The organism is Pseudomonas sp. IzPS59 (assembly GCF_014863505.1).
Classification (GTDB): Bacteria; Pseudomonadota; Gammaproteobacteria; order Pseudomonadales; family Pseudomonadaceae; genus Aquipseudomonas; species Aquipseudomonas kribbensis.
In genome coordinates, this window is the sequence record NZ_CP062251.1 from 3,871,980 (window position 1) to 3,884,791 (window position 12,812).

Genomic DNA, 12,812 nt, shown 5'->3' on the forward strand with positions numbered 1-12,812 from the left:
CGCGTGGGAACGATCAAAAGAACCGACGCGGGGGAGTTTTTTCATAAGCAGGCTAATAAATCTGCTGCTCCCCCCATCGCCCGGGCTGCGAAACCGCTCAAGAATGAAGTATTGTTGTGCCCATCCAAAAAAACGTCAGAAGCCTTGAACCGTTTCGACGGTTGTTAAGTGATAGAGGGTGTCATGGGTAACGAAAGCATCAATTGGGACAAGCTGGGTTTTGACTACATCAAGACCGATAAACGCTATCTGTCGTACTTTCGCAACGGCGAGTGGGACAAAGGCACCCTGACCGAAGACAACGTGCTGCACATCAGCGAAGGCTCCACTGCCCTTCACTATGGCCAGCAATGCTTCGAAGGCCTGAAGGCCTATCGTTGCAAGGACGGCTCGATCAACCTGTTCCGTCCGGACCAGAACGCCGCGCGCATGCAGCGCAGCTGCGCCCGCCTGCTGATGCCGCATGTGTCCACCGAGCAATTCATCGAAGCGTGCAAGGAAGTGGTTCGCGCCAACGAGCGCTTCATCCCGCCTTACGGCACCGGCGGCGCGCTGTACCTGCGTCCGTTCGTGATCGGCGTGGGTGACAACATCGGCGTGCGTACCGCGCCGGAGTTCATCTTCTCGGTGTTCGCGATCCCGGTCGGCGCCTACTTCAAGGGCGGCCTGACCCCGCACAACTTCCAGATCTCCACCTTCGACCGCGCCGCGCCACAAGGCACCGGTGCCGCCAAGGTCGGTGGCAACTACGCTGCCAGCCTGATGCCGGGCTCCCAGGCCAAGAAAGCGCACTTCGCTGACGCCATCTACCTGGATCCGCTGACCCACAAGAAGATCGAGGAAGTCGGTTCGGCCAACTTCTTCGGGATCACCCACGACAACAAGTTCGTGACCCCGAACTCGCCGTCGGTACTGCCGGGCATCACCCGTCTGTCCCTGATCGAACTGGCCAAGTCCCGTCTGGGCCTGGAAGTGGTCGAAGGCGACGTGTTCATCGACAAGCTGTCGGACTTCAAGGAAGCCGGCGCCTGCGGTACCGCTGCGGTGATCACCCCGATCGGCGGCATCAGCTACAACGACCACCTGCACGTGTTCCACAGCGAAACCGAAGTCGGCCCTGTGACCCAGAAGCTCTACAAAGAGCTGACCGGCGTACAGACCGGTGACGTCGAAGCGCCAGCCGGCTGGATCGTCAAGGTTTGATCTGACGCCCAGATGCACAAAAGCCCCCATCGAGTGATCGATGGGGGCTTTTTCATGGGGTCTGTTTTTGCAGCCACGTCAGAAATACCTGGGCCGCTGCGCAGGCCTGCGGTGCAACGCCGTAGTAATAACGGGGCAGCGGCATCCGCAGATCGGGCAACGGGCAGACCAGTCGACCGCTCGACAGGTGCGTGCCCAGCAACGTGGTCGGGCACAACGCGACGCCCTCGCCCGCCACAGCGGCCTCCATGACTCGGTGCATGTAATCGAACTGACGAATCTCCTGGGTCGCACTCTGACTCTGGCCGAAACGCAGCGCCCAGTGGTGCCAGTCTTCGCGTCGGGCCCTGACCGTCAACAAAGTGTGCCGGCCCAGATCCGCAAGATCCGCCAAGGGGATACGCTCGATCAGCTCGGGCGCCGCCACCATCAGCAACTCATCTTCAAACAGCGCGTGCGATTCGATGGTCGGTGCCCAGTCGTCTCGGCCACGGCGGATGACGATGTCGAAGCTGTCTCGCGCAGGATCCGGAGAGCGGGTCTGGGTGATCACCTGCGGTTCGATGTCTGGATGTTCTGCCGTGAAGTCATCCAGCCGGGGCATCAGCCACAACTGGGCAAAGGACGGTCGGGTGTTGATGGTCACGGTCGGCCGTGCGGCCTGCTGCCGCAACTCGGCAGCCGCGTCGGCGATCTGCGCCAGGCCGGCGCTGACCTGCTGATAAAAACGCTGGCCGGCAGGCGTCAGCAACGATTGCCGGATGCGCCGTTCGAACAGCAACACGCCCAAGTGTTCTTCCAGCAATTTGATGTGCCGGCTGACGGCGCTGTGGCTCACGTGCAGTTCTTCGGCCGCCAGCGTGAAACTCTGGTGACGGGCGGCGACCGCAAAGGCACGAACCGCATTGAGCGGCGGGAGTGATTTGTTCATGGGTCTAATTTAGTCACGTATGCGTTGCATTTAAAGCGTTTGTCACACGTTCGTCGCCACGCCAATCTGCCCGCACGCCCAACCCCGCGCCCCGACGGAGCCAGACATGCACAGCTACGGACTCTTTGTACTCTTCGCCACCCTGACCATTTTGAGCCCCGGCCCGGGCGTCGTGCTGACCCTGTCCAACGCCGTACGCCTGGGCTGGACCGGTGCGGTGCCGGGGATTCTGGGGATTGCCTCGGGAGCCTTTGTGGTTGCAGCCGTCAGTGCAACCAGTGTCGGCCTGATCCTCAGCGCCTCGGCGACAGCCTTCACTGTGCTGAAATACGCCGGCGCCGCTTACCTGTTGTACCTGGGTTTCAAGAGCTGGCGTTCGGATCGTTTCCGTACGCTGCAAGACGTTCGCCCATCGCGCCCGAGCTACCGTTTTCTGGAAGCCGCGTCCCTGCAATTTCTCAATCCCAAAGCTATCTTCTTTTTTCTGGCCGTGTTCCCGCAGTTCATCGACACCACACAGGCTTTCCTTCCGCAGTTCTTCAAACTGGTGGCTTCTTACGCCGTGCTGGTGATTCTGGTGCACGGCAGTTATGCGCTGCTCGCCAATGCCGCCAAAGGCTGGCTGTCGAGCCCGAAAGGGTCCTGGCTGACGGCGAAAGTTTCGGGGGTGACCTTTGCCGGTTTTGGTTTGTTGATGGCTTCGGCGACGCGCTGAACGGACGGCGGATGCTCCACCTGTTTCAACGCAATACGCTTGCCGCCGCGACCGGCAATTCCGCCGGCCTGCCCGTTCTGCTGTTTGCCCATACGCGCCTGGGTAATCAACCCGGGGATCAATTCGCCCTCCGGCAGGTTCTTCCAGAAACGCATGGGCAAGTGCCCCTGCATGACCTTCTCGTTCAACCGCGCCGGGTTGAAGATGTGACTGTAGTACGCCAGCCACAACTCACCCTGCGGGTCGTCAACGTTCTGCGCCAGTTGCTGCCATTCCATCGGGCACTGGCGCTGATGGATCAACTGTTCGCCATCGTAATAAACGCCGTCGCGGGGCGTCGCGATCAGCCAGCGATGCCGCCCCATGCGGCCGATGAAATGTTCGCTGGCGCTGCGCAGGATGTCGTGGGCCGCTTCGTGCCACGCCACGTATTGCGGACCCGGCAGCCCTGCCGGACGCTCGATGAAACGCACGAACGCATGCAAATGATGGGCTTCACGCTGCACCTGCTTGATCCGCCGCTGTAACTCGCTGCCGAGTTTGTCGCCGGCCATCATTGCGGTGCGATCGCCGTGGCTGACGCGCCAGAGCACTTCATACAGCAGACTCCAGCGCTGATCGCCACGGTAGCGTGACGCTTGTTCCAGGGTGTCGAGCAATGCACGCGGAATCCGCGCCTGAAACGGCCCCTGCCCTTCAGGCACCGACACGTCACTGGCAAACAGATCACTCACCCCTTCCGACGCCCAGCTCACCAGACTCGGATCGATTTCATGGCTGAGCAGCCAGCGTGCCTGTTGGCGCCAGGTGTCGAACAGGTCGTCGCAATCGAGATTGATCATCCCCACAACCCCATCTGCTGCGGCATCGGCCGGTCACGCAACTGTTGATAAAGCATCTGGCTGGTGACTTCCGCCTGCTGCGGGTGGTAATCGCTGGTGATGATGAACGGCTTGGCCTTGGCCAATACGCAGCGCATGCGGGCCACGTCTTCGTAGCGGATGCGCCGCTGCCGACGCAACTCCACCAATCGTTCGGTGGTACGTAAGCCAATGCCAGGAATGCGAGAGATCAACGCCGGCTCGGCACGATTGAGATCCAGTGGAAACACCTCGCGATTTTGCAGCGCCCAGGCCAGTTTCGGGTCGATATCCAGCGCCAGATTGCCCGGCCCCTGAAGCAATTCACCCGCGGTATAGCCATAACCGCGCAATAGAAAATCAGCCTGATACAAGCGGTGCTCGCGCATCAGCGGCGGCGCGGCCAGCGGCACGCTTTTCGGGCTGTCGGGAATCGGGCTGAACGCCGAGTAATAGACCCGGCGCAGACGGAAGTTGCCATACAACGCCTGAGCGCTGTGGAGGATGGTGCTGTCGTCGGTGTCATCGGCGCCGACGATCATCTGCGTGCTCTGCCCGGCCGGGGCGAACTTGGGTGCGCGAGGTTCGTTGAGTACGGTCTGCACACCGGTGTAGATGGTGTTCATCGCCTGCTTGATCGAGCCGATCTGCTTCTCCGGCGCCAGCGTCTGCAGACTGGCATCGGTAGGCAATTCGATGTTGACGCTCAAGCGGTCGGCATAACGCCCGGCCTCTTCGATCAGCGCAGGATCGGCTTCGGGAATGGTCTTGAGATGAATGTAGCCACGGAACTCATGCTCTTCGCGCAGCAACTTCGCGACGCGCACCAGTTGCTCCATGGTGTAGTCCGCCGAACGGATGATCCCGGAGCTGAGGAACAACCCGCTGACGCAATTGCGCCGGTAGAAATCCAGGGTCAGCGTCACCACTTCCTCTGGAGTGAAACGCGCCCGGGGCACGTCGCTCGAACGGCGATTGACGCAGTACTGGCAGTCGTAGAGACAGAAATTGGTCAGCAGAACCTTGAGCAGCGACACACAACGCCCGTCCGGCGTGTAGCTGTGACAGATGCCCATGCCATCGGTCGAACCCAGCCCGCTCTTGCCCTCGGAGCTGCGCTTGGGCGCGCCACTGCTGGCGCAGGAGGCGTCGTACTTGGCGGCGTCGGCGAGGATGCTGAGCTTGTCGATGAGTTGCATGGCACGGACCTATACTGTTTTTATATACAGTAATCAGCTCACTACCCAAACACAAGACTCTGCCGCTCACTTACCCTCATTCGCATTCAACGGTACTGGATACCCGCGCTCGCACGCCGGCGACGATATGAATTGGGAGCACTGCACAACAAAAGCTCAAATGATCACATCCAGTGCTTTCTCACCTGTCACCGCCATGACAAAAGCACACATGAATAATAATCCTTGAGCGATCATCCAAATAGTTGAAACGGCCAACAAATCAAAATTCACAAAATCTCCATATGGAAGAATTATCAAAGCCAGAGCACAATGAACCAAAGCAATCGTCACTTCTACGCTGGTCGATTTTATTGCACGAGAAAAATTGCCTGCCTCTTTAAATTTGTTAGTTCTAACCCACGGCATACTTACTTTAAAAACAGGCACAACAAAAGCGACAATAGCGGTCCATCGCAGCGCCCCTTTAATCATTATCGTCAAAAAGTAATCCTTGACACCTTGCCCGTTCAGCTTCCTTACACCGATCCATATCTTAATACAAAGCACGAGTAAAAGACTGGCCATCAGCAATAGCACGCCTGCGGGGAGAAGTATTTTTTTGTCATTCAATATTGAATACACACAAACCAGGAACAGCAGCATGTTAGCCGGAAGAATTATTGAGCGAATAAAATCCTTGAAAAAAGCAAGAACTCGGAAACTTCTCTGCGGCACGCTCAAACTCGTGGACTCATCAAAGCCCAAGTACCAACGCCAATGCACCATAAACTCTTGAGTGGCACCAGCCCACCAGCGAAACTGCTGTTTTTTTACACCCTCCATTGTTTCTGGAATCAAACCCCGCCCCCAGGTTTCCGCAAAAACGTGGCCGGTGTATCCGAGAGCCATAATTCTCACTGCCAGCTCAAGATCTTCTGTAAGGCTCCACTCTGCCCAGCCACCTAATTCATCAAGTATTGAGCGCCTGATCAAACACATAGTCCCTACCAAACAACCCGCACCATACTCATTAAGAGCAGGATGAACTGTCTTCTGCTGAATAAGGTAGTGAAAATAGACACTGGAAAGAAATGGGTTTTCCCGCCATTGGCGATAATCGTGACTAGTTTGAATAAAGCCTGTCGATTCATCGTTGAACAAGGGAACAAACCTTGATAGAAAATCCGGATAAGCAACATAATCCGCATCGATCACAGCAATAATTTCTGCATCAGGGTTGGTGTTTCGCAAAGCAAAGTTGATTGCACCTGCCTTCGCACCTGAAATGGGATCAATATGAAAAAACCGAAACCGGTCACCCAACAGCTGGCAGTAAGCCTCAACTGGCCTCCAGAGCCTCTCATCCTTTGTATTGTTATCTATCACTAAAACTTCAAAATTTTCATAATCAAGCCGAGAAATGGCCTTTAGCGTACCAATAACCAAATCCGGTGGTTCTGCATAGCATGGCACATGAATAGATACCATTGGGCGAACTGAATTCCCTTCCTTGCGCATCACTTCCAAAGCCCTATCTCGTTTATGGTAAACAATCGTAAATCGTGGCAATTCGGAAAGCGTAGAACAAAGAATATATAAAACAGACAGTGGAAAGGCCACAACCTGAGCCAAATACAATGTCAACTCAGACAAGAAATACTTTGACCACCCCCACTGACTGACAAGTTCATTCACAAGAACAAGAACACTGATAGGCAAGCAAAACCTGCAAGCTAACCACCCAATCCCAAAGAAACTTAAAATCGGTATGCGAAAACGAGCATACAGACTTAATAGCAACCCTCCAGCGGTTGGAATCATAACCCCATCGAAACTACCCGTTACTGCCAGTTTAAGGAAAGCAGAGATCGCCAAGCCTGCTCCCCACCACCAAACCCAAAAACGGTCAGGGGTACTTGTTAACTGAAACCTGACAAGAAGTGCGAACCCACCTACACAATAAAAAATAGCTGAAAAATATAAAGATTCCATTTACATAGACTCCTTTCCATCATTTCAACATACCCTCCCGATTGACTTTATCCACAATAAAAGCAGTAAGTCTACTGTCAGAAATGACAGTAGACTTGACGCCTATTGGCCGCTAGATTTTATTGAAATCGAAAAATGGTATCAGTAGAAAATGATGCAACACTTCTCCTCGAGCCCACCGAATACGGGAAACAACATGCAGCGTTGCAGATTGCCTAGCCTGGCTGATGGGTGGAAAACTCCAGAGACATCAGGGCACCATCTTCGGGCCGCTTACGATCTGCCAACATAACGCCAAACCGTGCCGCTATCTCCTTGCGCCCCGCCGCCGTCAATGTCAGCGCTCGACTGTCCAGATCCTGCGTCACCCACTTGCGCTTCAACGCGGTCTGCAACAGCGCCGCTCCAAGCGATCCACCCAGATGCGGCCGGCGCTTGCTCCAGTCCAGACAGGGGCAGGCAAAGCGTCGGCGCAAGGTCGACAGATCCTTGACCTCGATACCTAACCCTTCAAAAAACGCCTCGCCGCTTTCACTGAGGCGATAAACCTGCTCATCGGTTTCCACCAGCCAACCGTCCTCCAACAACCGGTCATGCAGCAACACCGCCAGCGTCCCGGCCATGTGGTCATAGCAGGTACGGGCAAATTGCAGACGGTCCGGCGTGTGCGGCTTGAAGGTCGGTGCGGGGTTCTGGCCGATCACCATCAGCGCTTCGAGCGCCTGGGCCACGCGTTTGTCGGCGAGGCTGTAATAACGGTGGCGGCCCTGCACGTGCAGGCGAACCAGCGCCAGGTCCTTGAGTTTGGCCAGGTGTGCACTGGCGGTGGAGGCGCTGACGTCGGCGAGGGTCGCGAGCTCCGTCGCGGTGCGGGCGTGGCCGTCCATCAGCGAGCACAGCATTTTGGTTCGCGCCGGTTCCGCGATGGCGGCGGCCACTTGCGAGACGCCGATGTCTTGATGTTCTGCGTGCATATTTCGCTCCCGGACGAATCATCGCCCCCAAGGACTGGAGATAGTAGCAACACTTTCCCCACCGACAAGGTTGCGATCCATGGACCCGATCATCGCTGCGACTCACGCCGATCCCTACCCTTATTACGCCGAACTGCGCGCGGCGGGTGGGCTGACCTTTCATCACGGACTGAAACTGTGGGTGGCCAGCGGTGCCCGGGCGGTTTGCGCAGTGTTGGCGCATGCGGATTGCCGGGTGCGTCCGGTGCAGGAGCCGGTGCCCAAGGCCATCGCCGACGGTATGGCGGGCAAGGTGTTCGGCCAGCTGATGCGAATGAATGATGGCGGAGATCAGCGTTGCCCGCGTTCGGCCGTTGAACCGCCGCTGGGGCTTATCAATGACAAAGATGTCAAAGCGCTGGTCGCCGCGCGGTTGATCACAAACGATGCCGACGGCTTATATAAGGCCATGTTTCGCGGGCCGGTATGCGTGGTCGCGGCTTTGCTCGGATTCACTCCGGCACAAGCGCGAACGATCAGTGAGCTGACCGCCGATTTTGCAGCGTGCCTTTCACCGTTGAGCAATGACCTGCAACTGGCGGCAGCCCATCGGGCGGCGGAGCAATTGCACGGTTACTTCATTGAATTACTGGCGGATCCGAACCCGTTTCTCGCCGACATTCAGCAACGCTTTTCAGGCGAAGAGGACGCACTGATCGCCAACCTCATCGGCCTTTGCTCGCAGACCTTTGAAGCCACCGCCGGCCTGATCGGCAATGCGCTGGTGGCGTTGCAGCGTCAGCCGGAATTACACAACGTGTCAGTCGATTCGCTGTTGGCAGAAGTCCAGCGCTTCGATCCTTCGGTGCAGAACACTCGACGTTTTGTCGCGAACACCTGCGAAATCGACGGCGTCCGACTTGAAGCAGGCGACGTGATACTGGTGTTGCTCGCCTCGGCCAACCGCGACCCGGCGCTGAATGAAAGCCCGGATCAGTTTCTGCCGGATCGCCCCAACCGCCGAAGTTTCACGTTCGGCAGCGGTCGTCACCAATGCCCGGGGCAAAGGTTGGCGATGACGATTGCCAGCGCCACCGTCGGTGAAATACTCGCCCATGACATCGACCTGAGCCGGTTCACCTGGCATTACCGCCCTTCACTGAACGGACGAATCCCACTGTTCAGCGAGCTACAGCCTTAAGCGTTACGCAACTCGATGGTCAGGTGCGACAACTCATGCACCGGCGCCAGTCGCTCGCGAATCGCCTCTGCCGTGACGCCCGCAGCCGCCACCACACTGACAATCGCCGCCCGCGCCTGCGGGCCGACCTGCCAGACGTGCAGGTCGCTGATGCGCACGTCGTCGGAGGTTTCCAGCAGTTCACGGATCTCCTCGGCCACCGGCTCATCGGTGGTGTCGAGCAGTACGGCGGCGCTGTCGCGCATCAGGTTCCAGGCCCATTTGGCGATGACGATGGACCCGACGATGCCCATCACCGGGTCCATCCAGACCCAGCCCAGATAACGACCGGCCAGCAGCGCCGCAATCGCCAGCACCGACGTCAACGCATCGGCGAGTACGTGCACGTAGGCTGAACGCAGGTTGTTGTCGTGATGGTGATGATGATGACCATGATCGTGGCTATGGCCGTGGTCATGATGACCGTGATGGCCGGCCAGCAGAAAGGCGCTAAGCAGATTGACACCCAGGCCGACCACGGCGATCAAGGTTGCTTCGCCGAACGCCACGCTGGTGGGCTCGAACAGACGGAAAACCGATTCCCCGGCAATGCCCAGCGACACCAGCCCCAGCACCATGGCCGAGGCAAAACCCGCCAGATCGCCGACCTTGCCGGTGCCGAAACTGTAACGGCGGTTGTTGGCATTGCGCCGGGCAAAACCATAGGCCGCCGCCGCAATACCCAGGGCACCGGCGTGGGTCGCCATGTGGAAACCGTCGGCCAGGAGTGCCATGGAGCCAGTGAGATAACCGGCGGCAATTTCGCCGATCATCATCACGAACGTCAGCGCCACCACCCACAAGGTGCGACGGGCGTTGTCGTCATGGGACGCGCCGAGGAACTGGTGGTCGTGGGAAAAGTCGTCAGAGCGCGTCGTCAGATTCATGGTGTCGGTGCTCACTTGGAATAACGGCGGATGGCTTGCAGCAACTCTTCCACGCCCTGGGCGCGGGCCTCATCGCTGAGGTCGGGATGGGCGACATGCTCGCGGGCGTGGGCCTCGATGAACTGCTCCATCAAACCGTTGACCGCACCGCGAATCGCCGCCATCAGGTGCAACGTCTTGGCACAATCGGCCTCGGACTCCAGCGCCCGTTCAACCGCCTGAACCTGCCCGGCAATACGCCGGACCCGATTGAGCAACTCGCCTTTGTGTTCGTGCGTGTGCGACATACCCATACCCCCTACCCCTATATGGTGAGCATAGTCGCTGTTCCAACCGAAAGGGGCAAGGCCTGTTTTCGACCGTCCGTCGCGGCTTGAGATTTTGATGTGGAAGAATGAGGCGGCGCGTCAGACGGTGCCGCCTCTGGAAGGCTTTTCAGAGGCAGGGCCGTTGGGAACCCTGGTCTGTCAGGCCCATTGCAGTGGCGGGGACGACGAGAAGCAGAGGTCTACGTCCAGTTGCGCTGCGGCCGACAGATTGACCAGCGCATCCAGAGAGAACTTGTCGATTTTGCCGTTGAGTACGTCGTTGAGGCGTGGCTGGGTGATGCCAAGACGCTTGGCCGCCTCCTTCTGCGGAAGCTCCCAGGCACGAATCGTTTCGCACAGCGTGCGCATCAGTTTGGCCCGCAGGCGCATGTTGGCCGCTTCCTGCGGCGTGTCTTCCAGTGCATCCCAGACGCTTGCGAAACGCTGGGAAGAGTTTTGATGATCCGTCATGGTTCAACCTATTTCCTGGTATCTGGCTCGTGCCAGTTCTATGTCTCGCGTCTCGGTTTTGCGCGTGGTCTTTTGCAGCGCGTGCAGCACATAAATCGCGTCAGGCCGGTTGACCACATAAAACACTCGAAACGCCCCTGAATCCTCGGTGATTCTGATTTCATTGACGCCCCGCCCGACTGTTTTCATGGGGCGCCAGTCAAAGGGTTCGTCGCCCTGTTGCAACAGATCCAGTTGGAATCCTGCGGCTCTGCGAGCATCGAGGGGAAAAGCTCTCAAATCCTTGAGCGCACTCCCGACAAACACCACGTCCTTGTGTCTTGGCATTGGCTTCTCCTGTGTTGGAAAGAAAAGCGTAATAGCCCGGACGGAATCGTGTCGCGGCGGTGTGTTGCAAGGAATGGCAGCGATCACATACCAGCAGACTATATCGAAACCGATATAAATCAAGTTTGAATTGGCTTATCTGACATTTGGTATCACAAAGCAGAAATTCGCGAGTCGGCACACTTGATAAGCCCACACAGAACCCCTGTGGGAGCGAGCTTGCTCGCGATGGCGGACTGAAAAATGACGCATCATTTTGCCCCCATCCGGGAGGCTACATTGCCTTGCGCCTTTGCCTACAACTACGCCAGAATCCGCCGGCTTGTGCGGTTTGGGGTCTGCCCGTAACTTGATTCGCATCACTGAATGGTCAGTGAACGGGTTTAGTCGCTCGGGAACCACAAACCATGCACAAGCTCCATCCAGTCAGATATTTCACATATCTGCACTCTATGGCGGCTGTGCGCAGGGCACCCTCGGGTGCACCGGGTTTGGTGGGTTCCCCGGTCGACTAACCTGTGTACAGCTGCCACCTCACTGTTTAGTCGCAAGGTGGTGTCGGCATCATTAAAGGGATACCCCCAAATGTTCAAACCTACGCCAAACCCACCAGAAACTGACTTACCGTCCGAATCCGACCCAACCTCCCCTTACTCCTCAACTGATTCAAAAAAACTCCACGAAGCCGCCGAGCGCGCCCTCGACCAATACCTGAAACCCACCGCCCCGAAACAGCACTGCCCCGGCCGCATGTTCCTCATCGCCCCCCACATCGATCAACATGCCTTGCTGGCCCACGCCTGCGAATCGATGGCTTCGGCCAGCGTGATGCTCAGCGACTTCGCCGCGCTGCTGGACCCGCCCTACCGCAGCACCGTGCTGGGCATCGCCCAAGTGGTGATGTGTGGCGAGCTCGCCGTGAACCGGGCGCTGGACACCCTCGATGCCACGACCTGAGGAACACACCATGGAAAGCAAATCCGATGCACACGTCGTCGCCGCCCTGATCTCCATCGGCCTCAACGAAAAAGACAGCCAATGGGCCGAAAAGGCCTGTCTGCTCCTGCTCGAAAGCGAAAGAAAATCCATCGTCACCGCCGCCCTCGAGGCCCTCGTCCAGCTCGCCCGCGATCACGGCAAACTGGACCGCAACCGAGTAATGCCGGTACTCAACAGCGTAAAACGCAGATTTCCGAGCTTGACCAGCACGGTTGCCGCAACGCTGGATGAGATGGCGATGGCTGCGTAACGCCTCAGGTAAAAGGCAAGAAAAAACCCGCTGCTCCATTATCGGAGGCAGCGGGTTTTATGACGTCAGCTGTAACGCGGAGCAATCAATCCTCCCGCGTCAACACTTCCAACAACTCAATCTCGAACACCAGATTCGAATTCGGCGGAATCTTGCCCATCGTCCGCTCGCCATACCCCAGATGCGCCGGCACCAACAGTTTGCGTTTGCCGCCGACCTGCATGCCCATGATCCCTTGATCCCAGCCCTTGATCACCCGGCCCGTGCCGATCACGCACTGGAACGGTTTGCCCCGGCTCCAGGACGAATCGAATTCGGTGCCGTCTTCCAGCCAACCGGTGTATTGGGTGGTGATCAATGCGCCTTTGACGGCGGCTTTTCCGTCGCCGGGCTGAAGATCGATTATCTGCAGTTCATCATTCATAACATTCACTCTATTGTTCCGCTGGCCGCCGTTTTCCCAGAAATGCCGGACATTGGCAACCGTTTGACCCA

At 57.6% G+C, this 12,812-nt stretch carries 14 protein-coding genes and 1 pseudogene; 5 read left to right on the forward strand and 10 right to left on the reverse strand.

The features are described 5' to 3' along the window. Positions 1-183 precede the first annotated feature (183 nt). Positions 184-1,203, forward strand: coding sequence for a branched-chain amino acid aminotransferase (locus IF189_RS17260; protein WP_011334831.1), 1,020 nt, complete (start codon positions 184-186; stop codon positions 1,201-1,203). Positions 1,204-1,255: 52 nt separating this feature from the next. On the opposite strand, the gene IF189_RS17265 is transcribed toward IF189_RS17260, so the two are convergent. Next, on the reverse strand, positions 1,256-2,134 hold the full coding sequence (locus IF189_RS17265) for a LysR substrate-binding domain-containing protein (RefSeq protein ID WP_134826290.1): 879 nt from the start codon (positions 2,132-2,134) through the stop codon (positions 1,256-1,258). Positions 2,135-2,240: 106 nt separating this feature from the next. Between IF189_RS17265 and IF189_RS17270 the strand changes: the two genes are divergently transcribed. Continuing rightward, entirely contained in the window at positions 2,241-2,849 is a 609-nt protein-coding gene (locus IF189_RS17270; protein WP_134826289.1) for a LysE family translocator, read from the forward strand. 23 nt (positions 2,850-2,872) lie between these two features. Here the strand turns inward: IF189_RS17270 and IF189_RS17275 are convergent. From IF189_RS17275 to IF189_RS17290, 4 genes and pseudogenes are all read right to left on the reverse strand, one after another. Then, positions 2,873-3,691 (reverse strand): annotated as a pseudogene (locus IF189_RS17275) (TIGR03915 family putative DNA repair protein); the annotation flags it as partial. Then, entirely contained in the window at positions 3,688-4,908 is a 1,221-nt protein-coding gene (locus IF189_RS17280; RefSeq protein ID WP_085711534.1) for a putative DNA modification/repair radical SAM protein, read from the reverse strand. The pseudogene IF189_RS17275 and the gene IF189_RS17280, both read right to left, overlap by 4 nt. A gap of 156 nt (positions 4,909-5,064) precedes the next feature. Further along, positions 5,065-6,882 carry a glycosyltransferase gene (locus IF189_RS17285; RefSeq protein ID WP_134826287.1) on the reverse strand — a complete coding sequence of 606 codons (1,818 nt, stop codon included), beginning with the start codon at positions 6,880-6,882 and terminating at the stop codon, positions 5,065-5,067. 215 nt (positions 6,883-7,097) lie between these two features. Continuing rightward, positions 7,098-7,856, reverse strand: coding sequence for an ArsR/SmtB family transcription factor (locus tag IF189_RS17290; RefSeq protein WP_225739910.1), 759 nt, complete (start codon positions 7,854-7,856; stop codon positions 7,098-7,100). 79 nt (positions 7,857-7,935) lie between these two features. Here IF189_RS17290 and IF189_RS17295 point away from each other — a divergent pair, with 79 nt between their 5' ends. After that, on the forward strand, positions 7,936-9,036 hold the full coding sequence (locus tag IF189_RS17295) for a cytochrome P450 (RefSeq protein ID WP_134826286.1): 1,101 nt from the start codon (positions 7,936-7,938) through the stop codon (positions 9,034-9,036). Here IF189_RS17295 and dmeF read toward each other — a convergent pair. The 4 genes from dmeF to IF189_RS17315 form a co-directional block, all read right to left on the reverse strand. Further along, the gene (gene dmeF, locus IF189_RS17300) at positions 9,033-9,962 is read right to left on the reverse strand and encodes a CDF family Co(II)/Ni(II) efflux transporter DmeF (protein ID WP_134826285.1); all 930 of its coding nucleotides are present in this window, start codon (positions 9,960-9,962) and stop codon (positions 9,033-9,035) included. The two genes, IF189_RS17295 and dmeF, sit on opposite strands and share 4 nt — an antisense overlap. An 11-nt stretch (positions 9,963-9,973) precedes the next feature. Beyond that, positions 9,974-10,249, reverse strand: coding sequence for a metal/formaldehyde-sensitive transcriptional repressor (locus IF189_RS17305; protein ID WP_065258432.1), 276 nt, complete (start codon positions 10,247-10,249; stop codon positions 9,974-9,976). A 180-nt stretch (positions 10,250-10,429) separates the two neighbouring features. Then, a complete protein-coding gene (locus tag IF189_RS17310; RefSeq protein WP_114883906.1) occupies positions 10,430-10,741 on the reverse strand; it encodes a helix-turn-helix domain-containing protein in 312 nt (103 codons plus the stop codon). A 3-nt stretch (positions 10,742-10,744) separates the two neighbouring features. Further along, a complete protein-coding gene (locus tag IF189_RS17315; protein ID WP_065258430.1) occupies positions 10,745-11,068 on the reverse strand; it encodes a type II toxin-antitoxin system RelE/ParE family toxin in 324 nt (107 codons plus the stop codon). A 585-nt stretch (positions 11,069-11,653) separates the two neighbouring features. Between IF189_RS17315 and IF189_RS17320 the strand changes: the two genes are divergently transcribed. Together IF189_RS17320 and IF189_RS17325 are read left to right on the forward strand one after the other, a co-directional pair. Further along, on the forward strand, positions 11,654-12,025 hold the full coding sequence (locus IF189_RS17320) for a DUF6124 family protein (protein ID WP_192551982.1): 372 nt from the start codon (positions 11,654-11,656) through the stop codon (positions 12,023-12,025). 10 nt (positions 12,026-12,035) lie between these two features. Continuing rightward, positions 12,036-12,317: a hypothetical protein gene (locus IF189_RS17325; protein ID WP_085711540.1), complete on the forward strand. Its 282-nt coding sequence runs from the start codon at positions 12,036-12,038 to the stop codon at positions 12,315-12,317. A gap of 85 nt (positions 12,318-12,402) precedes the next feature. Here IF189_RS17325 and IF189_RS17330 read toward each other — a convergent pair whose 3' ends face one another. Next, positions 12,403-12,741, reverse strand: coding sequence for an FKBP-type peptidyl-prolyl cis-trans isomerase (locus tag IF189_RS17330; protein WP_007952931.1), 339 nt, complete (start codon positions 12,739-12,741; stop codon positions 12,403-12,405). Positions 12,742-12,812: the final 71 nt, after the last annotated feature.